Annotated in this window: 20 protein-coding genes; 8 read left to right on the top strand and 12 right to left on the bottom strand. The window is 45.3% G+C overall.

All coding sequences use genetic code 11. The features are described from left to right. Positions 1–1,170 carry an O-succinylhomoserine (thiol)-lyase gene (locus VME0621_RS21590; protein ID WP_038230975.1) on the bottom strand — a complete coding sequence of 390 codons (1,170 nt, stop codon included), beginning with the start codon at positions 1,168–1,170 and terminating at the stop codon, positions 1–3. A 259-nt stretch (positions 1,171–1,429) separates the two neighbouring features. Here VME0621_RS21590 and metJ point away from each other — a divergent pair, with 259 nt between their 5' ends. Then, positions 1,430–1,750 carry a met regulon transcriptional regulator MetJ gene (gene metJ, locus VME0621_RS21585; RefSeq protein ID WP_006071165.1) on the top strand — a complete coding sequence of 107 codons (321 nt, stop codon included), beginning with the start codon at positions 1,430–1,432 and terminating at the stop codon, positions 1,748–1,750. Positions 1,751–1,815: 65 nt separating this feature from the next. Here metJ and VME0621_RS21580 read toward each other — a convergent pair whose 3' ends face one another. Continuing rightward, positions 1,816–3,075: a malic enzyme-like NAD(P)-binding protein gene (locus VME0621_RS21580; protein ID WP_006071167.1), complete on the bottom strand. Its 1,260-nt coding sequence runs from the start codon at positions 3,073–3,075 to the stop codon at positions 1,816–1,818. A gap of 286 nt (positions 3,076–3,361) precedes the next feature. Further along, a complete protein-coding gene (gene rpmE, locus VME0621_RS21575) occupies positions 3,362–3,580 on the bottom strand; it encodes a 50S ribosomal protein L31 (RefSeq protein ID WP_006071169.1) in 219 nt (72 codons plus the stop codon). A 283-nt stretch (positions 3,581–3,863) separates the two neighbouring features. Here rpmE and priA point away from each other — a divergent pair, with 283 nt between their 5' ends. The 5 genes from priA to hslU all read left to right on the top strand — a co-directional run bounded on the left by priA (position 3,864) and on the right by hslU (position 11,557). Beyond that, positions 3,864–6,065, top strand: a complete 2,202-nt coding sequence (gene priA, locus VME0621_RS21570; RefSeq protein WP_062463077.1) for a primosomal protein N' — start codon at positions 3,864–3,866, stop codon at positions 6,063–6,065. A gap of 271 nt (positions 6,066–6,336) precedes the next feature. Beyond that, positions 6,337–7,344 carry a DNA-binding transcriptional regulator CytR gene (gene cytR, locus VME0621_RS21565; RefSeq protein WP_006071173.1) on the top strand — a complete coding sequence of 336 codons (1,008 nt, stop codon included), beginning with the start codon at positions 6,337–6,339 and terminating at the stop codon, positions 7,342–7,344. A gap of 82 nt (positions 7,345–7,426) precedes the next feature. Further along, entirely contained in the window at positions 7,427–7,975 is a 549-nt protein-coding gene (locus VME0621_RS21560) for an SPOR domain-containing protein (RefSeq protein ID WP_062463071.1), read from the top strand. A 1,667-nt stretch (positions 7,976–9,642) separates the two neighbouring features. Then, positions 9,643–10,176 carry an ATP-dependent protease subunit HslV gene (gene hslV, locus VME0621_RS21540; protein WP_006071177.1) on the top strand — a complete coding sequence of 178 codons (534 nt, stop codon included), beginning with the start codon at positions 9,643–9,645 and terminating at the stop codon, positions 10,174–10,176. Between the two features lie 46 nt (positions 10,177–10,222). Beyond that, positions 10,223–11,557, top strand: a complete 1,335-nt coding sequence (hslU, locus tag VME0621_RS21535; RefSeq protein ID WP_038230985.1) for an ATP-dependent protease ATPase subunit HslU — start codon at positions 10,223–10,225, stop codon at positions 11,555–11,557. Between the two features lie 243 nt (positions 11,558–11,800). Here the strand turns inward: hslU and VME0621_RS21530 are convergent, their stop codons facing one another. After that, a complete protein-coding gene (locus VME0621_RS21530) occupies positions 11,801–12,091 on the bottom strand; it encodes a GIY-YIG nuclease family protein (RefSeq protein WP_062462560.1) in 291 nt (96 codons plus the stop codon). A 196-nt stretch (positions 12,092–12,287) separates the two neighbouring features. Here VME0621_RS21530 and VME0621_RS21525 point away from each other — a divergent pair, with 196 nt between their 5' ends. Both VME0621_RS21525 and rraA read left to right on the top strand, forming a co-directional pair. Next, on the top strand, positions 12,288–13,205 hold the full coding sequence (locus VME0621_RS21525) for a 1,4-dihydroxy-2-naphthoate polyprenyltransferase (protein WP_062462556.1): 918 nt from the start codon (positions 12,288–12,290) through the stop codon (positions 13,203–13,205). Positions 13,206–13,284: 79 nt separating this feature from the next. Then, positions 13,285–13,794, top strand: coding sequence for a ribonuclease E activity regulator RraA (gene rraA, locus VME0621_RS21520; RefSeq protein WP_062462553.1), 510 nt, complete (start codon positions 13,285–13,287; stop codon positions 13,792–13,794). Between the two features lie 155 nt (positions 13,795–13,949). Here the strand turns inward: rraA and VME0621_RS21515 are convergent, their stop codons facing one another. From VME0621_RS21515 to asnB, 8 genes are read right to left on the bottom strand one after another with little or no spacing between them, the layout of a single operon-like run. Then, a complete protein-coding gene (locus VME0621_RS21515) occupies positions 13,950–15,116 on the bottom strand; it encodes a nucleotide sugar dehydrogenase (RefSeq protein ID WP_062462551.1) in 1,167 nt (388 codons plus the stop codon). Positions 15,117–15,138: 22 nt separating this feature from the next. Continuing rightward, positions 15,139–17,043 (bottom strand): polysaccharide biosynthesis protein, encoded by a 1,905-nt coding sequence (locus VME0621_RS21510; protein WP_099046332.1) that lies wholly within the window; start codon positions 17,041–17,043, stop codon positions 15,139–15,141. A gap of 30 nt (positions 17,044–17,073) precedes the next feature. Beyond that, positions 17,074–17,628, bottom strand: coding sequence for a sugar transferase (locus VME0621_RS21505; protein WP_062462545.1), 555 nt, complete (start codon positions 17,626–17,628; stop codon positions 17,074–17,076). A 12-nt stretch (positions 17,629–17,640) separates the two neighbouring features. After that, positions 17,641–18,579, bottom strand: coding sequence for a UDP-glucose 4-epimerase family protein (locus VME0621_RS21500; protein ID WP_062462542.1), 939 nt, complete (start codon positions 18,577–18,579; stop codon positions 17,641–17,643). Positions 18,580–18,591: 12 nt separating this feature from the next. Then, entirely contained in the window at positions 18,592–19,731 is a 1,140-nt protein-coding gene (locus VME0621_RS21495) for a glycosyltransferase family 4 protein (RefSeq protein WP_062462539.1), read from the bottom strand. Continuing rightward, positions 19,732–20,880, bottom strand: coding sequence for a glycosyltransferase (locus VME0621_RS21490; RefSeq protein ID WP_062462537.1), 1,149 nt, complete (start codon positions 20,878–20,880; stop codon positions 19,732–19,734). Continuing rightward, the gene (locus VME0621_RS21485) at positions 20,870–22,078 is read right to left on the bottom strand and encodes a glycosyltransferase family 4 protein (protein ID WP_082795567.1); all 1,209 of its coding nucleotides are present in this window, start codon (positions 22,076–22,078) and stop codon (positions 20,870–20,872) included. The genes VME0621_RS21490 and VME0621_RS21485 overlap by 11 nt, the downstream gene beginning before the upstream one ends. Further along, the gene (gene asnB / locus VME0621_RS21480) at positions 22,059–23,705 is read right to left on the bottom strand and encodes an asparagine synthase (glutamine-hydrolyzing) (RefSeq protein WP_062462532.1); all 1,647 of its coding nucleotides are present in this window, start codon (positions 23,703–23,705) and stop codon (positions 22,059–22,061) included. Before asnB ends, VME0621_RS21485 begins: the two co-directional genes overlap by 20 nt. Positions 23,706–23,721 lie beyond the last annotated feature (16 nt).

Genomic DNA, 23,721 nt, shown 5'->3' with positions numbered 1-23,721 from the left:
TTATCCTTGGAACGTTTTCGCTTTATCAAATGCTTGCTGTAAATCGTCAATCAGATCGGAGGCATCTTCCAGCCCGACAGACAGACGCAGTAGTTGCTGAGAAACGCCCGCCTCTTCTAAGGCTGCTTCTCCCATAGCTCGGTGTGTCATAGAAGCGGGGTGACAAATCAAACTCTCGACACCACCTAGTGATTCAGCCAGTGAGAACAACTTGAGTTCACCCACAAAGTACTTCAACTGTTCAAAGCTTCCTGCAAACTCAAAGCTCAACATAGAGCCAAAACCTGACTGCTGTTTCTTGGCAATCTCATGTCCAGGATGTTCAGGCAAGCTTGGGTGATAAATCACTTTAACCAGTGACTGCTGTTTTAAGAACTCGAGAATATGTTGAGAGCTCTCTTCATGCACACGCATGCGAGCACCTAACGTACGAATACCACGTAGTGTCATATAACTATCAAACGGAGTCCCCGTTGCACCAATACAGTTGCCCCACCACGCAAGCTCTTCCGCGTGCTCTTCTGTTTTGGTGATCACAACGCCACCGATCACATCAGAGTGACCATTGATGTATTTGGTGGTTGAATGGATGACAAAGTCAGCGCCAAGCTCTAAAGGCTTTTGGTACACAGGTGTCAGAAAGGTATTATCAACCGCCACTAGCGCGCCGACTTGTTTGGCTTTCTCGCAAACAGCAGCGATATCGACGACACGAACCAACGGGTTGGACGGCGTCTCAAGTAAAATGAGTTTTGGTTTCGCTTCAAGTGCTGCATCTAACGCCGCCTCGTCGCTTTGGTCGACAAACTGAACTTTAAAATCGCCCTTTTGCGCACGAGTATTGAATAGTCGGTAACTACCGCCATAGCAGTCATGCGGAGCCACGATAGTGTCTTCAGGCCCTAAAAAAGCCGACGCCCACAGGTTTAGCGCAGACGTACCACAGTTAGTGACAACAGCTCCTTTACCAGATTCGAGTTCATACAATGCTTGCTCCAGCAAACCACGGTTTGGGTTTCCAGAGCGGGTATAGTCGTAAGTAGGCACTTCTCCAAACGCAGGGAAGCCATAGTTAGTAGAAAGGTAAATTGGCGGTACCACAGCATGGTGCTGGGTATCTGATTCGATACCAGTACGTACGGCTATTGTCGCTGGCTTCCGATTGCTCATAGAAACTTCCTTTATCAAATCGCATTGGGCTGATGGGCTGTTATTCAGTGTCTACTTTTGTCAGTGAATATGGAACCAACAAAAGTGGCAAACATTAAAAAATTAACATTGCGTTAAAATGAATGTCCACTTTACTTTCCATTTTGTGAGACGTCAACACTTCTAGACGTCTATATGTCTTTGCTTATGGCAGTAAATCCCGCTAAAATTGCAGCATTCTTATTACTACTACTTATGATTAACAGAGCGAAGGTGTGCAATGGCAGATTGGAACGGCGAATACATTAGCCCATACGCGGAGCACGGTAAAAAAAGCGAACAAGTAAAAAAGATCACGGTGTCTATTCCGTTGAAGGTGCTAAAGGTATTGACTGATGAACGTACTCGTCGCCAAATCAATAACTTACGCCACGCAACCAATAGTGAACTATTGTGCGAAGCCTTCCTACACGCCTACACTGGTCAACCGCTTCCAACCGACGAAGACTTGAGAAAAGACCGTCCAGACGACATCCCGACAGAAGCTAAAGAGCTGATGACAGCAATGGGAATTGAGTTTGAAGCGTTCGATGAAGAGTAAATTCTGACAAGAATGAAAAAAGACGGCATAAATGCCGTCTTTTTTTTTTGCTCATGTATGAGAAATTAAGCCATATAATTTTCTGGCATCTCAATTCGCGCAACACCGGAATCGACTGCAGCTTGAGCAACCGCTTTGGCTACACGTGGCAGCAAACGTGGATCCATTGGTTTTGGAATGATGTACTCCTTGCCAAAAGTAAGTGACTCTACACCAGCCGCTTTAAGCACCTCTTGTGGTACTTCTTCTTTGGCAAGCTCACGAATCGCCTCAACCGCAGCTAGCTTCATTTCGTCATTAATTTCACTTGCACGTACATCAAGCGCACCGCGGAAGATAAATGGGAAACACAGAACATTGTTTACTTGGTTAGGGTAGTCAGAACGCCCTGTGCCCATAATCAGGTCATCACGTACGTCATGAGCAAGCTCAGGTTTGATTTCTGGATCTGGGTTTGAGCAGGCAAACACAATTGGCTTATCCGCCATCAGTTTCAAAGCTTCTGGTTCAAGTAAGTCAGGGCCCGATACACCTAGGAACAGATCCGCACCTTCAATGACGTCTTCCAAGGTACGCATATCGGTGTTGTTAGCAAATAACTCTTTATACTCGTTCAAATCGTCGCGGCGAGTATGAATCACACCTTTACGGTCAAGCATGTAGATCTTCTCACGCATCGCGCCACATTTAATCAATAACTCCATACACGCGATAGCTGCGGCACCAGCACCAAGACATACAATGCGCGCTTCTTTCAGATCTTTACCTTGCAGTTCAATCGCGTTCAGCATACCTGCTGCCGTTACAATCGCAGTGCCGTGCTGGTCATCGTGAAACACCGGCACATCACAGCGTTCAATCAGACGACGTTCAATCTCAAAACAGTCTGGGGCTTTAATATCTTCTAGGTTGATACCACCGAAGGTATCAGAGATGTTTGCTACCGTATCAACAAACTCATCAATCGTGCGATGTTTCACTTCGATATCAATAGAGTCTAGACCAGCAAAACGCTTGAACAGTAGCGCTTTACCTTCCATAACAGGTTTCGACGCCAGTGGGCCTAAGTTACCTAGCCCCAAAATCGCAGTACCGTTAGAGATGACCGCAACCATGTTGCCTTTGGCTGTGTACTTATAAACATTTTCAGAGTTTTGTGCGATTTCACGCACTGGCTCAGCCACACCAGGGCTGTATGCAAGGGCGAGGTCAGCCGCTGAGTCAGCAGACTTAGTCAGAGCAATTTCAATTTTTCCAGGGACGGGGTTGGCATGATAATCAAGCGCTTGTTGGCGAAATTCGTCGATTTGTTGGTCATCGGACATGGTGGCAATCCTGCTTATTCTACGAGTATTAAAGACTGAATGTGTGAGTATAAACCGCTTTGTAATTATTAGCTTTGCTTCTAAAGGGTTACAGACTCAACAGAGTGAACAACACGAACGGGGATACTTACGCATGGTCTGTGTGACAGCGGTTCGTCACTCTGATTTATTAATACTACGCTAGATAGTTAGAATTTTGAATGGATTGTATACAGAATTGTTTTATTTTTGCCTCAAAACAAAAAGGACGCCGAAGCGTCCTTTTCTAGAATCTGCAAAAGTAAGATTACTTCTTGCTAGATAGAGCACCGAAACGCTTGTTGAAGCGATCAACACGGCCGCCTGTATCAACGATACGTTGCTTACCAGTGTAGAATGGGTGGCACTTGTCACATACGTCTAGGTGGATAGAATCTTTACCTAGAGTAGAGTTGAATTCGAATGTGTTGCCGCAAGAGCAAGTTGCTGTTACTGCTTTGTATTCTGGGTGGATACCAGCTTTCATGGGGAAACCTCAAAGTTTAGGCCGTGTCGCCATCCGATTCTAAGCCGGACACCACACGTAGTTTAATAAAAGACTTATGATATCGCTGTTACTGCAATAAATGTAGAACAAGCCATACCATCAAGGCGCAGTATAGTAATGAATAGTGCCTTTAGGATCAACTAAAATTGCCACTTTTTTCGCCACCTTTAGGTGGATTGACTCAGTTTATTCAATTAACGGTTTCTCCTAATGGACATAGCTAGGTAGAATGGCGCTCTCTTTGAACAATATCGATTCCACTATGCGCCCAAACGTAGCTCGTGTTGCACTGCCAGTGCCACTGGATAAACAGTTCGATTATCTAGTCCCAACGCACCTTTTCCCTGTGGTGGGCGGCCGAGTATCTGTGCCTTTTGGACGCCAGACCTTAGTTGGTATTGTCACTCAATTCAGCCACCAATCAGACTTCCCTATTGATCAGCTCAAGCCCATCAAAGCGGCACTTGATACCAGCCCAGTCTGGCCAAAGCCACTGTTCGAGCTGATCTCTTGGTGTAGCCAATACTATCAACACCCATTGGGCGACACGTTAAACAACGCTCTACCCTCGTCATTGCGCAAAGGAAAGCCTGCAGAGTTTGCTGCTACCGTTGAGTGGCGTATTACAGAAGCAGGCAAGAATCAGCTCATGGCTGGGTTTGGACGAGCTGTGCAACAAGCAAAAGTCATGCATATGCTGGAGTCTGGCCCTTGTGCTCATCAGGCGTTCATTGATAATGAAGTCAGCTCTAGTGTCTTAAAAACACTGACTGAGAAAGGCTGGATTGAATCGCATGAGAAGCTAGCCCCTACTCCACGTTGGCCAGAAACGATGACCAACCCACCGACAGAGCTGAGGCTGAATGCTGAACAAGCTGTAGCGATCGCGTCAGTGAATAGCCAAACCGAATTCGGCTGCTACTTGCTAGAAGGGGTGACAGGTTCGGGAAAAACCGAAGTTTATCTGCAAATGATCGCACCAGTACTTGAGCGCGGGCAGCAAGCGCTTGTCTTAGTGCCAGAGATTGGTTTAACACCACAAACCATTAACCGCTTTAAAAAGCGTTTCAACGTGCCTATTGAAGTTATTCACTCTGGGCTCAACGATACCGAACGGTTGAATGCGTGGTTGAGCGCTCGTGATAAAGTTGCGGGGATTGTTATAGGCACACGCTCGGCATTACTCACACCATTTGCTGATCTCGGCATTATTATCGTCGATGAAGAACACGACACTTCATATAAACAGCAAGATAGCCTGCGTTACCACGCTCGTGACGTAGCCGTCATGCGTGCCAATAAAGAACAGATTCCAATTGTACTTGGTTCTGCAACACCATCGATAGAAACTCTGCAAAACGCGCTGAGTGGTAAGTATCACCATTTGATTTTGAGCCAACGCGCAGGTCTTGCAGTGCCAACGACCAACAAGGTTATCGATGTCAAAGGGCAATACTTAGAAGCGGGGTTGTCCGCTCCCCTTATTGCTGAGATACGTCGCCACTTAGAACTGGGCAATCAGGTAATGCTGTTTCTTAACCGTCGAGGTTTCAGCCCAGCGTTGATGTGTCATGAATGCGGATGGACCGCTGAATGCCGTCGCTGCGACGCCTACTACACCTACCATCAATCTAGTAATGAGATTCGCTGCCACCACTGTGGTTCACAGCGACCCACGATTCATCAGTGCGAAAGCTGTGGCTCCAATCAGCTTGTTACAGTTGGTGTGGGTACCGAGCAGCTTGAAGCACAGCTTGAAAGTCTGTTCCCTGATTTTAATACCATTCGAATTGATAGAGACAGCACTCGTCGTAAAGGCAGCCTTGAGAGTGCGCTTGAGGCGATTAAAAAGAATGAATACCAAATACTGATTGGTACGCAAATGCTCGCCAAGGGTCACCACTTCCCGAACGTGACCTTGGTGGCATTATTAGATGTCGACGGCTCGCTATACAGCAGCGATTTCAGAGCGTCAGAAAGACTGGCACAGCTCTTCATCCAAGTGGCTGGCCGCGCGGGCCGAGCAAGTAAACCCGGTGAAGTGCTACTGCAAACGCACCACCCCGACCACCCTCTGCTGCAATCACTACTGCATAAAGACTATCGTCATTTTGCAGAAACCGTGATTGAAGAGCGCAAATTGGCTATGCTGCCACCGTTTAGCTTCCTCACTTTGATTCGTGCCGAAGCTAACAACAGCAATGACGTTGAGGCGTTTTTGCGTCAAGTGAGACATTCACTTGAGGCGCATCCGTTATTTGATCATCATTCGATGGTGTTAGGTCCTACACCAGCACCTATTGCTAAGCGAGCAGGGAAAGCAAGATGGCAGCTAATGCTTCAAGTACCCACGCGTCCATTGATGCAGAAAATCGTCACCAGCGCGAAGCCCGTCATCGCGCAACTGCCACTCGCAAAGAAAGTTCGCTGGTCGATGGATATCGAGCCACAAGATCTCAGCTAAACGGTAAGAATTGATTAATTTCAAAACTATAACTAGCTCTAGTTGTGATAAGCTTCACAATTGCAATGCAAAATATGTTAATCAGCCCGTAACTTTCCGTAGATAAATGAATAATATTTATTAATAGTTCATCATTAAAGCAAACGTTTCATTCGCGCTATTTATTAGATAAATGAAACATTTAACCAAGTTATAACCCGTTAGATTGCATAATAAAACATAATAAGTCGCAGTCTAATTAGTCACACTGAAAATAAGAGGACTCACGTTTATGGCGACAATGAAGGATGTTGCCCAGCTTGCAGGCGTCTCAACGGCTACGGTATCAAGAGCATTGATGAATCCCGAGAAGGTCTCATCATCTACTCGAAAGCGAGTCGAAGATGCCGTTCTCGAAGCTGGCTATTCTCCTAATTCTCTGGCGCGTAACTTACGTAGGAATGAATCCAAGACGATCGTTACCATAGTGCCAGACATCTGTGACCCGTACTTTTCGGAGATCATTCGTGGTATCGAAGATGCGGCAATGGAACATGGGTATTTGGTTCTACTAGGAGATAGCGGACAATCGAAAAAGCGTGAAACCTCGTTTGTGAACTTGGTCTTCACTAAGCAAGCGGATGGCATGCTTTTACTCGGCACCGACTTGCCTTTTGATATCAGTAAGCCAGAACAGAAAAACTTACCTCCCATCGTTATGGCCTGTGAGTTTGCTCCTGAACTTGAGCTCCCTACCGTTCATATCGACAACCTGACCTCAGCCTTTGAAGCAGTAAACTATTTGTCGCAATTGGGCCATAAGCGTATCGCCCAGATTTCAGGACCTGACACCGCATTTTTATGCCGCTTTAGACAGCAAGGTTACCAGCAAGCGTTGCGAAGAGCCGGACTGCAAATGAATCCTGCGTACACGGTGAAAGGTGACTTTACCTTTGAAGCGGGTGCACGTTTGATTCGCAGCCTACTTGCCCTGCCGGAGCCTCCAACAGCCATTTTCTGTCATAACGACATCATGGCCATTGGCGCGATGCAAGAAGCGAAGAAACTGGGGCTGCGAGTTCCTCAAGATCTTTCCGTAGTTGGTTTCGATGACATTCAGTTCGCTCAGTATTGCGATCCTCCGCTTACCACAGTCTCACAACCTCGTTATGAGATTGGCCGCCAAGCCATGTACATGATGTTAGAAGTACTGAAAGGCGCCGATGTTCGAGCGGGATCGAGGTTACTTGATACTGAACTTGTGATCCGTGACAGTGCTGCTCCTCCAAGAATCCTATAGTTAGCACGATACTGACTTGCAACTTGACCTTGTGGTATTTACCATGAGGTCAGTTATTTAATTCAATTTAGAACCTATCTTCGTGGCAAACCGAGACTATGTAAGGCGTGGCAAAGGCACCAGTCGCCGACCAGCAAAAAAGAAACCTTCCGGCAAAAAACCATGGCGCAGTGGGCTATTGGCGATCGTGCTCGCGGGCGTTTTTGGCTATGGTCTTTACACATTAAGTAATGACCCAGAGCCACCAAAGCCGACACCAGCAGCGACAAAGCCAGTCACCAAGCCAAAGCCTAAACCGGCTAAGCCAATTCCACCTCCGCCAGAAGAGAAGTGGGACTATGTCGATACCCTGCCGCAACGTGAAGTTGAAGTAAAAGCCAAAGAGCAAGTGGTTTCAAAGATTCCGTACATCATGCAGTGTGGCGCCTACAAAACCATGGCTCAAGCCGAAGCACGTAAGCTTGATATTGCCTTCCAAGGACTCTCAAGTACGATTCGTAAGAAAGAAGGCAGCAGTTGGTTCCGAGTGGTTCTAGGCCCTTACTCACTCAAACGTGACGCTGAGCGAGATAAACACAAACTGCAACGCGCCAAAATAGAGCCGTGTGCGATTTGGAAGGATTCGCAGTAGCTTACTCCTAAACGCGACATTTTCTGCCCCCTGTATAAGCAGGGGGCTACTTACCCACATTACCAAGCCTCTAGAAGATTCCTGCCTTTCGCAGGAATGACGAGTACTTTAGATTCAGCACACAAGGCTACTCCAACTTTTTCGTCTCCCCTGCGAAGGCAGGTGCCTACTTCCCGCACATACCAAGCCTCTAGAAGATTCCTGCCTATCGCAGGAATGACGAATGCTTTGGATTCAGCACACAAGGCTACTCCAACTTTTTCGTCTCCCCTGCGAAGGCAGGTGCCTACTTCCCGCACATACCAAGCCTCTAGAAGATTCCTGTCTTCCGCAGGAATGACGAGTGCTTTAGATTCCGCGTACAAGACTACTCCAACTTATTCGTCTCCCCTGCGAAGGCAGGGGTCTACTTCCCGCACATACCAAGCCTCTAGAAGATTCCTGCCTATCGCAGGAATGACGAATGCTTTGGATTCAGCACACAAGGCTACTCTAACTTTTTCGTCTCCCCTGCGAAGGCAGGGGTCTACTTCCCGCACATACCAAGCCTCTAGAAGATTCCTGCCTATCGCAGGAATGACGAATGCTTTGGATTCAGCACACAAGGCTACTCCAACTTTTTCGTCTCCCCTGCGAAGGCAGGTGCCTACTTCCCGCACATACCAAGCCTCTAGAAGATTCCTGTCTTCCGCAGGAATGACGAGTGCTTTAGATTCCGCGTACAAGACTACTCCAACTTATTCGTCTCCCCTGCGAAGGCAGGGGTCTACTTCCCGCACATACCAAGCCTCTAGAAGATTCCTGCCTATCGCAGGAATGACGAATGCTTTGGATTCAGCACACAAGGCTACTCTAACTTTTTCGTCTCCCCTGCGAAGGCAGGGGTCTACTTCCCGCACATACCAAGCCTCTAGAAGATTCCTGCCTATCGCAGGAATGACGAATGCTTTGGATTCAGCACACAAGGCTACTCCAACTTTTTCGTCTCCCCTGCGAAGGCAGGTGCCTACTTCCCGCACATACCAAGCCTCTAGAAGATTCCTGTCTTCCGCAGGAATGACGAGTGCTTTAGATTCCGCGTACAAGACTACTCCAACTTTTTCGTCTCCCCTGCGAAGGCAGGGGCCTACTCCCCACACATACCAAGCCTCTAGAAGATTCCTGCCTTTCGCAGGAATGACGAATGCTCTGGATTTAGAACACAAGGCTACTCCAAATTTTCGTCTCCCCTGCGAAGGCAGGGGCCTACTCCCCACACGTACCAAAGCTCTATAAGATTCCTGCCTTTCGCAGGAATGACGAATGCTCTGGATTTAGAACACAAGGCTACTCCAAATTTTCGTCTCCCCTGCGAAGACAGGGGCCTACTCCCCACACGTACCAAACCTCTATAAGATTCTTACCTCCCGCAGGAATGACGAGTGCTTTAGATTCCGCGTACAAGACTACTCCAACTTATTCGTCTCCCCTGCGAAGGCAGGGGCCTACTCCCCCACTCATACCAAGCCTCTAGAAGATTCCTGTATGCGTAGGTGAACAACCAGCGGAATAACAAAACCTATAAAAATAATTCTCCCTCAGGATAACCCTACTTCCCCTTGAAATCCCTTTTCTTCGTCCACATATCCCTTTCATAACCGAATTGAAACCAATATGAGGCAAACGTCGTGACTACTATTGTATCTGTACGCCGAAATAACAAAGTCGTGATCGCTGGTGATGGACAAGTATCCCTAGGCAACACTGTAATGAAAGGGAACGCTCGCAAGGTTCGTAGACTTTATAATAACCAAGTATTGGCAGGCTTCGCTGGCGGTACGGCTGACGCGTTTACTCTTTTTGAGCGCTTTGAAAGCAAGCTGCAAATGCACCAAGGCCACCTAACTAAGGCCGCAGTCGAACTGGCGAAAGATTGGCGTAGTGATCGTGCGCTGCGTAAACTGGAAGCGTTATTGGCCGTCGCTGATGAAACCGCATCACTGATCATCACTGGTAACGGCGATGTTGTTCAGCCAGAAAACGACCTTATCGCTATTGGCTCAGGCGGCAACTTTGCTCAAGCAGCAGCAACAGCATTACTTGAAAATACCGATTTAGATGCACGTGAAATCGCAGAGAAATCCCTGAAAATCGCTGGCGATATCTGTGTCTTCACCAACCATTATCACACTGTTGAAGAACTAGAAAGTGACGCGAAATAACGTCCAAAAAACAAAATAGTGTCTGAATTTTTGTAAGGAATTAATTATGTCTGAGATGACTCCACGCGAGATTGTTCACGAACTAAACCGCCATATTATCGGTCAAGATAAAGCAAAGCGCTCAGTGGCGATTGCACTACGTAACCGCTGGCGTCGTATGCAGCTTGAAGAGAGCTTGCGTGCGGAAGTATCACCTAAAAACATTCTAATGATTGGCCCAACGGGCGTCGGTAAAACCGAAATCGCTCGCCGCCTAGCTAAACTTGCTAACGCACCGTTTATCAAAGTAGAAGCAACTAAGTTCACCGAAGTGGGCTATGTGGGCAAAGAAGTTGAAACCATCATTCGCGACCTTACTGACGTCGCGATTAAGATGACACATCAACAAGCGATGGAAAAAGTCACCTTCCGCGCTGAAGAGCAAGCCGAAGAGCGCATTCTTGATGCCCTACTTCCACCGGCTCGCGACGCTTGGGGTCAAAACGAACAGCAAGATGAGAGCTCTTCTAACACTCGTCAGATTTTCCGCAAGAAACTGCGCGAAGGTAAGCTAGACGACAAAGAGATCGACATCGAAACAGCAGCTCCACAAATGGGCGTTGAAATCATGGCGCCTCCTGGTATGGAAGAAATGACCAACCAGCTGCAAAGCATGTTCCAAAACCTAGGTGGCGATACCAAGAAAAAGCGCAAGCTGAAAATTAAAGATGCCTTCAAAGCACTCACTGAAGAAGAAGCCGCTAAACTGGTAAACCAAGAAGAGCTTAAAGAACAAGCAATCTATAACGTTGAGAACAACGGTATCGTGTTTATCGATGAGATCGACAAAATCTGTAAGCGTGGCGAAGCCTCAGGCCCTGATGTATCTCGTGAAGGTGTACAGCGTGATCTACTGCCTCTGATAGAAGGCAGCACAGTATCAACTAAACACGGCATGGTTAAGACTGACCATATCCTGTTTATCACATCTGGTGCATTCCAAGTAGCCAAGCCATCGGATTTGATCCCTGAGCTGCAAGGTCGTCTGCCAATTCGCGTAGAGCTGGAAGCACTGAGCAGCGATGACTTCAAACGCATCCTAACCGAGCCAAAAGCATCACTAACCGAACAATACATTGCTCTAATGAAGACTGAAGAAGTTGATGTCGAGTTCACTGAAGACGGCATTCAACAAATCGCCGATGCAGCATGGACAGTCAACGAAACGACCGAAAATATCGGTGCTCGTCGTCTACATACTGTTATGGAGCGTTTGATGGATGAGATTTCATTTGATGCAACAGATAAACCTGGTTCAAAGCTGACAATTGATTCAGGCTACGTAAGATCGAAGCTTGGTGAGTTTGTAGAAGACGAAGATTTAAGTCGCTTTATTCTTTAATGACTTGATGTTTATGTGATTAAACGGTGCTTTTGAAGCACCGTTTTTTATTGTCGGTCATATACGATTGAGCAAAGCGTCATTTCCTTGAAAAAGGAAATCTCGCTCAACAAGTGACGTCATTGCAGCAAACATCGATAGTCAACGCATCACCATTTAAGCACTTCCACGCCTGTGACTATTCAGCAGTGTCACTGGCTTCAGAAGATCTTCACTTTCGTGAAGATGACGATTTTCCCACTTTCACCACAAATCTGGTGTCAAGTCTCGCCAATAGGGGTTGTGACTAGTCACAAGATCATTCTTCCAAGAACAATTCCAGTGCTTAATCTGCTTCTCACGAGCAATAGCGTCTTCCATACAATCAAACAACTCATAATGCACAAGATGATAGACATTATATTTTTTCACAAATCCACCAGTCACACCATGCCGGTGCTTCCAAATGCGCTGTTGTAGATTTGACGTTACCCCAATATAGATAACTCCACTCCCCTTAGAAGCAGTAATGTAAACACATGGTTGTTTCGTCATCAGATATTCCCTTATCAAATTGACATCATTCAATCTCCCCCCATGCTAGACATTTATCCAATACCTATTTTCAGCACACTTCACGTATTTCGATTTATCATACTAAGCTCATACTATAGCCTTATAGATAATGCGTATTTAGCCATGCACACTTTTCCCGTATACTAAAATCAAATTGTAAAATCATAAGTCCACGATGAATCAATCAGTCCACATATGGCTCGATGCAGCCAGACCTAAAACACTACCACTCGCTTTAGTCTCCATTATCACAGGCAGTGCACTCGCTTTCTCTACTGGCAACATGTCTTGGAGTATCGCTTTACTTGCTCTGCTTACCGCGACCCTGCTGCAGATTCTCTCTAACCTAGCCAATGATTACGGTGATGCCGTCAAAGGCACCGACAACGACAACCGTTTAGGTCCAATGCGTGCAATACAGTCAGGCGAAGTGTCTCAGCAAGAGATGAAGAAAGCCATCGTGCTGAATATCATTCTGACTGTGATTGCAGGACTAGGTTTAGTCTTTCATGCGCTGGATTCAATGCAAAACATTTTGGCGTTTATCGGACTCGGCGTATTAGCTATCATCGCTGCCATTGCCTATACCGTCGGTAATAAGCCCTACGGCTACGCAGGACTAGGCGACATTTCAGTATTTATCTTCTTTGGCCTGCTTGGTGTCTCAGGTACCTACTTTTTACACACTGGCCATATCGACTCTCTACTCTTCTTACCGGCTGTCGGCTGTGGATTACTCGCGGTTGCCGTACTTAACGTCAACAACATGCGTGACATTGAAAATGATAGCGCCTGCGGTAAGCGTACTGTCGCGGTGAGACTGGGTGAGCACAACGCTAAGGTTTACCACTTCACACTGTTATTATGCGCAGTCATCGCCTTTGCGGCTTATCTCGTTCTACAACAATCACCGTTGTGGATCAGCCTGCCTTTTGTCATCAGTCTTATCGTTGTCATCAAACATGGTAGAGCGGTTTGGCACGCAACACAGCCTGCGCAAATTGCCCCTATGATGCCGATTGTGGTGAAGTGTTCATTAGTCACTAATATCCTGTTTTCAGGAGTGGTTATAGCTCAAACTCTGATGACTTAATTGAGCCTTGTCATTGCATTGACCTATTCACCCGATATACTCGATTTATACCTTTTGTAAACTGCAAAGAAGAGTCGCCATGGAATACAGTACTTCAGCCCTATGTGATATCTACCTAGACCAAGTAGACGTTGTTGAGCCAATGTTTAGTAACTTTGGTGGCCGAGCCTCATTTGCAGGTCAAATCACTTCGGTAAAGTGTTTTGAAGACAACGGTGTTATCCGTGAAATTTTGGAGCAAGATGGTGTAGGTCGAATTCTACTTATCGATGGTGGTGGTTCACTGCGTAAAGCTCTTATCGATGCAGAGATCGCTCAGCTGGCAGAAGATAACGAATGGGAAGGCATCATCGTTTACGGCTGCGTGCGCGAAGTTGATGAACTGGAAGATATGAACCTTGGTATCCAAGCCCTTGCTTCTATTCCTGTGGGCGCAGCTCAATCCAATGTTGGTGAAGTAGATGTGCCAGTTAACTTTGGCGGTGTGACCTTCTTACCGGAAGATTATGTGTATGCCGATAATACTGGGGTGATTCTTTCTCAAGAGCCGCTTGATGTGAGTTTTGAGGATGAAGAGGCGGTTGAATAACTGTCATAGTACTTATCAGAATTGCGCTCGCTGAGGCAAGGTCCCTGCCTGCGCAGGGATGACGACAGGGTTTCTTTACGCCCAACAGTGGTAAATAACAGACATAAAAAAACGAGAACTCTAGGTTCTCGTTTTTTTATTCAAAGCAGTTACAATTAGTCATTACCAAATAAGTCGCGCGTATACACTTTGTCAGCAACATCAGCTAACTCAGGCAACATACGATTCGAGATAATCAAATCGGCTTCTTGCTTAAACGCATCGACATCTTGAATCACGCGAGAGTGGAAGAAGTGCTCTTCTTTCAGCACAGGCTCATAAACAATGACTTCAATACCTTTCGCCTTCAGACGCTTCATAATGCCTTGGATACTTGATGCACGGAAGTTATCTGAACCAGATTTCATGATTAGACGATACACACCAACTACCTTCGGCTCACGCTTAACGATAGAGTCTGCTATGAAGTCTTTACGAGTGCGGTTAGCATCAACGATAGCACCAATGATGTTATTTGGTACTTCTTGGTAGTTAGCAAGCAGCTGCTTGGTATCTTTTGGTAAACAGTAACCGCCATAACCAAAAGATGGGTTGCAGTAGTGGCCACCTATACGTGGATCTAACGCCACACCTTCGATGATTTGGCGAGTATCCAATCCAAGCGCTTCAGCATAAGAATCTAACTCATTGAAGTATGCAACGCGCATTGCAAGATAGGTGTTTGAGAACAGTTTCACCGCTTCAGCTTCAGTTGAATCGGTAAATAATACATCAATGTTCTCTTTTTGAGCCCCTTCCACCAATAGATCAGCGAACACTTTTGCCCGTTCACTGCGCTCACCGATAATAATGCGAGACGGATTTAGGTTGTCATAAAGGGCGCTACCTTCACGTAAAAACTCTGGAGAGAAGAACACGTTCTCAGTACCCAACTCTTCACGAACACGCGCACTGTAACCAACAGGTACTGTGGACTTGATAACAATGACCGCATCAGGGTTAATCGCCATCACATCTTTAATCACCGCTTCAACAGAGCTGGTATTAAAGTAGTTGGTTTGTGGGTCATAATCTGTCGGAGTAGAAACAATCACATAGTCCGCACCAGAATACGCTAACTCTTTGTCCAGAGTAGCCGTAAAGTTTAAGTCATCACGCTTCAAAAACGCTTCAATCTCACTATCTACAATCGGCGATTGCCCATTGCACAGCATGTCCACTTTTTCCGCATTAATATCAACCGCTACTACCTCATGGTTTTGAGCCAGCAACATCGCATTTGATAGGCCTACATAGCCTGTTCCAGCAATTGCTATTTTCATAGTTTCTTCTTACTAAATTTTACTAATAATTCTTTTCGTGAGATTGAAGCCATACAAGGTCACGAATTCCATCCGTTGGTACAAAGCCAGTCGGAGCTTCAAGCATCAATTTGCGTAATCTCGGTTGATCATAATCTTGTGCTGCTTGATGTAAATCGTCAAGTAACTCATTGTATGTGAGTTGATCTATTGAGACCTCCTGAGCCGTCATGATGCGGTCGTGAGATGTTTCAGAGACATTATCTCCAATGAGCAACTCTTCAAACAACTTCTCACCAGGTCTTAATCCTGTATAGAGGATTTCAATATCACCATCTGGATTATTGCTATCTTTCACTTCCAAACCTGATAAGTGGATAAGGTTTTTAGCAAGCTCAGCGATACGGACAGGCTCACCCATATCTAGCACAAACACATCCCCTCCCTTACCCATTGCTCCTGCTTGGATAACTAGCTGAGCAGCTTCTGGGATAGTCATAAAGTAACGAATGATATCCTTGTGAGTCACTGTCACCGGACCGCCTTTAGCGATTTGTGCCTTAAATAAGGGGATCACAGAACCCGAGGAGCCAAGCACATTGCCAAAACGTACCATAGAGAACAAAGTACTGTGTTCTACTTGATACCCCTTCGCCAGCGCTTGCAAACCAAGCTCAGCCAAGCGCTTTGTCGTCCCCATAACATTTGTTGGACGAACTGCTTTATCTGTTGAGATAAGCACAAAAGAGGACACGTTGGCTTCAATTGCAGCACATGCAGCACGGTACGTGCCTAACACGTTATTTTTCATGCCTTCAGCGACATTGAATTCAACCATAGGAACATGTTTATAAGCGGCAGCATGGTAAACCGTATCAACATGATAGGCTTGCATGGTCTGCTGAAGTCGTTCTTGATTCTGGACATTACCTAGAATAGGTATCAAGGCGAGCTCTGGCGCAATTTGCCGTAGCTCCCTGTCGATTCGATACAAAGAGTACTCTGACGCTTCAAACAATATCAAAACTGTTGGTTGATGCTTAATGATTTGACGACATAATTCGGAGCCAATAGAACCTCCAGCTCCGGTAACCATAACCGCCTTACTTTTGATATTTTTTTCTAGCAAGCTCTGATTCGGTGCGACCTGATCACGACCAAGCAAGTCCTCAATGGCCACCTCTTTAAGTTGATCGATCTGCAATTCACCACTGACGATATCGCTTAAATTAGGGATCGTCATCACTTCAACAGGATAGTCAGAGAGTACCTCAATGACTGACTTACGCTCACTGCGTGTCGCCGATGGCATTGCCAATAGCACCTTTTCCACCTTGTGCTTATCGATCAGACGGGCTAGATACTTACGGCGAAAGACTGTCACGCCTTGGATCGTCGTTTTATGCATTTTACGGTTATCATCGATAAATGCCGCCACACGATACTCATCGCTTTGAGATACGACATTATAGAGCTGACGCCCCGCTTTACCTGCTCCATAAATGAGCACAGGGATGCGACCCTTCACCAATAAATCTGCCACTAAAAAGCGCACCAATAATCGTGCTCCACCACACATCGAAACCAAAAACGTGGCATAAATTACAGGAACTGAGCGCGGCAGAAATATTTGAAAATAGTAGGAGAACAAGACGATAGATAGCCCCGACAAGGCGGCTCCGAATGCTACCGTAACAACTGCTTGTAGGCTCAAATAACGAAGTACCGCTCGATATAGACCAGTATTCGTAAAGATGACCAAGGTAACCAATGCTACTGCTGCAAAGACATACCAATAGTCTGGATCACCCCAGTATTTCGCAATGGACCCCATACGCGAATAGAAGGCGCCCCAGAACGCTATAAAGATGAAAATAATATCGACAACAACGCTAACCAGTCGTTTAGCAGGTCTTGGCATTGTCCAGATAGGATTCAAAGAGAGCACAAACTAACCCCTACAAAAATAAGAGGAAACTTAAGATTTAGACACGCGATCACCTGCACCTTTGCCAGTTGCAGTCGCAATGATATAACGGAAGTAGAGAGCAATACTCAATGAGTCTAGCATTTGCCTATCTGTTTTTGCGAGCAGCTCAGGTGTCGACATATCAATGTTACTGACTTGAGCCAGCCCAGTAATACCAGGTAAAACATCGTACACACCAAGTTTGTCACGCTCAGCGATTAACTCGGTTTGATTAAACAAATTAGGGCGAGGACCCACAATGCTCATTTCACCTTTTACAACATTGATCAACTGAGGAAGTTCATCAATTTTGGTCTTACGCAAGAAAGCGCCCATTTTTGTAATGGAAGCTCGGCTCGCTAAATGGCTAGCTACAGACTGAGTGTCGACACTCATGGTTCGGAACTTCACTAACTTAAATGGCTTTTTGTTTCGACCGACTCTTTCTTGAATAAAAATCGGTGAGCCTGTATCGAAATAGCCAATAACGGTCACGATTATCAAAATAGGAAAGGTTACAATCAGCCCTATGGCTGCGAGCAGGAAATCTAAAATTCGTAACATAACAATCTCGTTCTAACTAGACTTAAGCTCATCCATCATGCGCTCTAAGCTTTGTTGCATAGTGTAGGGTGGCGTCCAGTTTAACACGCGCTGGTTTTTTTGAATATCAACCTGTAGCGATCCTGCTAGCCTATCTATCGCTGCAGATTTGCCCGTTACCTTACCTAAAAGTTTAAACAGACTTAAAGGTATGGGTATCATCCAAGGTGATCTACCTTGTACAGACGCAAGTTTCTCAACTAAATCACGAGTAGATACATCTTCTCCATCAGAGACAAGAAACGTTTGATTCGCGGCATTAGGATCACAAGAACACGTTTCAATGAAGTCCACGAGGTTGTAGATAGAAACTAAGCTTCGCGCATTTGTGTTAATACAACCCAGCGGAAGCGGAATTCCCTTACCAGCAAGCTTAAACAACGATGCAAAGTTAGCTTTAACACCAGGACCGTAAACCAAAGGTGGACGAATGATAACAGTATCCATTGAGCTCGATTCTGACAATAACGCTAATTGCTGCTCCGCTTCAGCTTTAGATACCCCGTAATCGTCGCTCGGATTAGTACTATCATCGGCAGAAAACGCAACATCGAGAGTGCTTTCTCCATTTACCTTTACAGAGCTAATAAAGACAAACCGAGCTACTCCTTGAGCTGCAGCCTGCTTAGCAAGTGATAATGTGCCCTGCGTATTTACTTTCCGATACTCTTCTAGAGGGTTCGTTGATTCATCGCGCATCACATGAGCTCGAGCAGCGCTGTGTATCACTACATCAAAACCTGACAAATCCAGCGCTGTCGTTTCGAGCCTCTCAAGTTCACCCTCAATAAAACCACCCTCCCAGCCTATTGGTTTACGACGACCGAAGCAGGTGATTTCATGGCGATTGGAAAGTTGGTTTATTAGCGCAAGACCAACGAAACCAGTACCGCCAGTAACAAGGATTTTCATATATATTCCTAACTATTGGTCGTAAAGCGCATCAAAAGATGCAAGGACGCTAGCGTAATCGTATTTTTCTAAGGCAAGTACACGGCTACGTTTCCCAAAAGCCTCTCGTAGTGCAGAGTCATCAATAAGTCGCTCAATGGTATCGGCAAGAGCCTCAGCATTTTTTACTGGCACCAGAAAACCATTCGGTTCTTTGGTATCAACCAGCTGTCGACATCCTGGAGTATCACTTGTTACGATCGCTAATCCACACGACGACGCCTCTATCAGCGATTTCGGTAGCCCCTCGCGATAGGATGGCAAACACGCAATGTCGGCCTGTTGGTATACATCTTTGACATCACTACGGTGACCAAGGTACTCAATGACACCTTCATCATGGGGGGCTTGAAGTTCTGACTCATTGAGAGACGAAATATTGGCATCGTCCACCCCACCAATCATTCTCATCGTGACCCTAGAGCCACGCGCTTTCAATAGACGCGCAGCCTCGATAAACTCATACGCCCCTTTGTCTTTGAGCATACGAGCTAAAAACACAACGACTGGTGGTTGATTATCAGTTTGAAGCGGTACAAAGAACTGCGTGTCAATACCAGCACCATTAACCAAAGCCGTTCTACGTTCAGGCACAATACCATCAGCGACAAACAGAGCTCTGTCGTCATCGTTCTCAAAAATCACAGTCGCTTGGGGCTGACTTAAGGCAAACTTATAGACAGACTCTACCATCCTCCAGAGAAAACGACCTTTGGAGCTCTCAGATAGGGACAGCGAGCCCAACCCGGTAATAGAGAAAAGAGATCGCCTTGGACGCAAGTCACGAAAAAGCTTGGTAATCAGACCACTATACAGAACAGGTTTTATAGTGAAGGCATGAATGAGATCAGGCTTGATCTGTTTTATCAATCGAAACAGCCCAATCACCACCTTCAATTCATTTAAGGGATTGGTCCCATCACGGGTTACACCATAATTATGATAATGGAAACCCGCGGACTCATACTCTGCACGCTTTTCCTCATCCCCAGTGATAATGTGAACGACATGTCCTTTGTTTCGGTTATGGAGTGCAAGCTTCAAAAAATGAGAGTGAAAAAACCAAGATACATTTACAACGTATACGTATACCAAACTCTTGCCTTCAACCATCTAATTTTTGCCTTCAAAAATAACATCGAGATATTGGGACGAAATATGCTCTAGCGTAAATGTTTGTATTGCTTCGTTAGCTAAACCGCGCATCGATTGTAACTTATGAGGGTCCTGGTAAACCGACTCAATAGCTTGAAGCAAAGAGTCAGGGTCTCCCACGGGAACTAAGATCCCATACTTTGCATGTTCGATACTGCCTTTAAGATGCGACGTAAAATCGGTTGATGGAGCCAGTATTTCTCTTGGTCCACTAAGGCAATCAGTACTAACGACAGCGCAGTTACACACCAAAGCTTCTGCGAGTACATTTGGAAAGCCTTCACTTTCAGAGTTCAGTACAAAAAGCTTGGCCTTACTCAAATACTTGTAGGGATTCGAGTCAAAACCAACAAATCGAACTCTTGATGATACACCCAACTCATTGGCCAAGCTTTTTAGTGACTCCAATTGTTCTCCAACACCCAAAATGACAAGCTCAGCACTTTTGTCTGCAAGCTTACTGAAAGCTTTTATGAGCCCTAGGTGGCCTTTTCGGGGAGACAAACTTCCTACCGTAACAATCGTGTTATCCATCTCTATTGGCACAGCTAGCTCGGACTTACTGCGAATAGCTTCAATATCATATGGATTATAAATAACAACTTGTTTGGCATTGACCTGATAGTTACGTTCTAAATCAGCCTTTATTGCATGTGAGACTGAAACTATCAAATCCGCTTTGGGATAAAGGGATTTCACTAAAAAATTACTAACCCGCGAAGCAATAGAGTTGTCACTGTATAGCGAGCTAGAGGCAATACGTTCACTGATGACTATTCGGTGTTTTGAGAAGAGCCTAGATAAACAGTTAACGTAATTTGCACGATGGAGAAAACTAACCAGTGTCGTTATTTCCAAGCTTTTAATTACGCGGGACAGCTTAAATGCAAGAAAAGGCAACGAAAGAAAATTCACCAATCCACTCGAGTTAGCAACATTGAGAGAAACGACTTTTATCCTTGGATCTAAGTCATAGTCAATATCTTCCTCGAATACGATAAGCGTACAGTCATAGTCATCGACAAAGTGATTCATCAAAGTACTAACAACTCGTTCAGCCCCACCGCCTGCCAATGAATTTATCAGAAAGGCTACATTATTTCGCATCAATTAGTTCCTCAAAGACTCGCATGTACGCTTGATGATTTGAGCTATAGTTACATTTTTCTAAAAGTAGCTTTCTAGCATTGATACCAAAGACATTGTCAGAGTTATTCTCAATCAATAGATTCACTGATCTCGCTAAACTTTCACTGTCTCCAGCCTTGGCGACATATCCGGTCTTACCGTCAACCACAAGATCGTAGGCACTACCTACTGCCTCAGTGGCGATGACCGGTTTTTCCAACGCCATCGCCTCATTAACCGTAAATCCCCAGCTTTCCATCTGCACATTGGCATCCAGTCGAAATCGAGTTGGCAATACGAAAAAATCACAATGTTGATAATAATATGGCGCATCGGACGACTCACACGGGCCAAGAAAATGTACTCTCGATTCAAGATCTAACTCTTGTATAAGTGCCAAACATTCCTTCTTGTACTCATCATCACCATCGCCAACAACAACCAGATCGTGGCTCACATCAACGTCTTTCATCGCTTTGATTAGAACATCCAGTCCTTTGTATTTGATTACTCGACCTAGATAGAGAATCTTGCTGTTTGAACTAAGGGAGTCCAGCGTTCGCTTCACCTCTGAATTTTTATCTTCAGAACTCAGTGCTTGTTTTGAATCAACAGTCGTATTGTAGGCAACAGCAATAGAGTCTTTGGGAAAATCAAACTCATCGATGTAGAAGTCACGAGCCTTCGTTCCCGCGGCGACAACCCTATCAACACAATATCTCGTCAAGAAGTTCACGTACTGGTATAACAAGCGGTACTTGCGTATCTCTTTTGGGTAGCGCCATAGTTCGTCGAAAACAACAACCTGTTTACCGAACAACTTTACAAAGGGTGCTAACAAAAGAAAAGGCACACTGACTATATTGGAGAAGACAACAATCTTATGGGACCAGAACGGTATCTTTAACAGATCAAAGGACAACCCATCGATTGAAACTCTATGGGTATCTTTAGCTTGATAATAGGCTATATCCGTTTCGCTAAGAATCGTATTGATTTCGGTATATGAGTGAGATTTACCCTTCTCACCACGTCTAGGAGATGCGGACCAGAAAAAATCGACACCACTTTTTGAAAGCCGCTCAAACAGCTCTCGTCTATAGGTTCTGATTGCAGGATGTATGTATAACACCTGGCCCGTTAACTGAGATGCCTTGTTACCCATTGAACTTCTCATTCTTTATCCCATATCCAAAGCCTTTCTTCGAGGCATAGAGTATGTGTTCTGGTATCAAATATTCGAACGCCTGCTTTAGTATGAGCTTGTTATTGGCTCTCCCGGATTTTTTTGAAATCTTACGATGAGCATCTATGCGCAAAGCCAGCTCAATGACGCGATAATCGAGGAAAGGAGCTCGAGTTTCTATGCTGTACATCATTGCCGGTAGATCTGAACTGATCGTAATAGAGTGAGCGTTTTCGGTAATCAAACCAAGCCAATTCGCACTGTCGATGTACGATGTAGCATTAACCTTGTCAGCCCAATAATTAAGCAACTGGGAGTAATCATGATTGTTTAACCCTTTACCGTCAGCTTCCTTCTTGTATAGGTAGCCCTTTCTCCTAGCATTCTCTCGCTGCGCAAGCTCAAATAGTAATTTCAGCTCTTTGGAGGACGAAAAAATCTTCTCAAAGCCACTCAACAGGCCCTTCGGCAATACCTCTAAAAACTTTACGATATCGGAGAACAGCATCTGTCTATTGGCACCATCATATCCATAGAAGATTTCATCAGCCCCAAGCCCCGTCATAACCACTTTTATATTTTGCTTCGATATTTCTCTGTAAAGTCTGGCAGCATGGGTTAACGGCAGTAAGCGTACTTCTTCGCCATAGATTTTGCTCAGTTGAGTATAAAGCTCCTCCTGAAGTTCTTTATCATAACTGAACACTTCTAGGCTCACACCAAAGTGCTGTGCGACAAACTCAGCGCGCTTGGTTTCTTCCTCATCAGCCCTTAAGCAAAATGCTCTCGGTTTCAATCCATGCTCAACCATCAGCCCAGTGATAATGGAGCTATCAACACCGCCACTTAGCAGCGTTGCAATCTCTACATCAGCTCGCTCCCTAATACTCACCGCACTATCGATAACGTCTCTAACATCGTTTTTAGTAATTGATGAGTCTACACAGAAGTCTGGTGACCAATAACACCATTTCCTCTGAACTATTCCTTTTTTCACCACCATCGCATGTGCGGGTTCAAGGCGGCGGATCTGTTTGTATTTGGTATGAGGCTCAGGCACATGCCTAAAGTTTCTTAGAAAACTATAACCAACCCCAATCTCGTCAATCTCGCTACTAAAAACACCCGTTCCATAGAGAGCTGCTAATTCAGAGGCAAAGTAAAAACCAGTTTGATGCTCACTGTAAACGAGCGGCTTCTTACCGATTCGATCTCTAGCGATAAACAAACTGTCTTCATGAATATCGTACACGGCGAACGCAAACATACCATTAAGCTTAGGGAGTAGCTCCTCTCCCCATTGGATGAAACTTGCTAAAAGTACTTCTGTATCTGATGATGTCGAGAAACTATAATCTAGCTGTGCCTTAAGCTCTGTATAGTTGTAGATCTCACCATTAAAAACTATTACATACCTACCGCAATGAGAAACCATTGGTTGATTTGCACTTTCAGTCAAATCAATAATAGCAAGTCTGTTATGACCTAGATATAGGTCATTAATCGAATAAGATGAACAATTATCAGGCCCTCTGTGATTCTGAGCCTGAAGAATTTTATCGAGTATGCTTGCATGGTTATTAATTTTATCTGACCATACACCAGCGATTCCACACATTTCAAATATCCTGGTA

This window comes from Vibrio mediterranei (assembly GCF_900088415.1).
Taxonomy (GTDB): domain Bacteria; phylum Pseudomonadota; class Gammaproteobacteria; order Enterobacterales; family Vibrionaceae; genus Vibrio; species Vibrio mediterranei.
The sequence above is the reverse complement of the archived record's forward strand: the minus strand, read 5'-3'. Positions and strand labels throughout refer to the sequence as shown.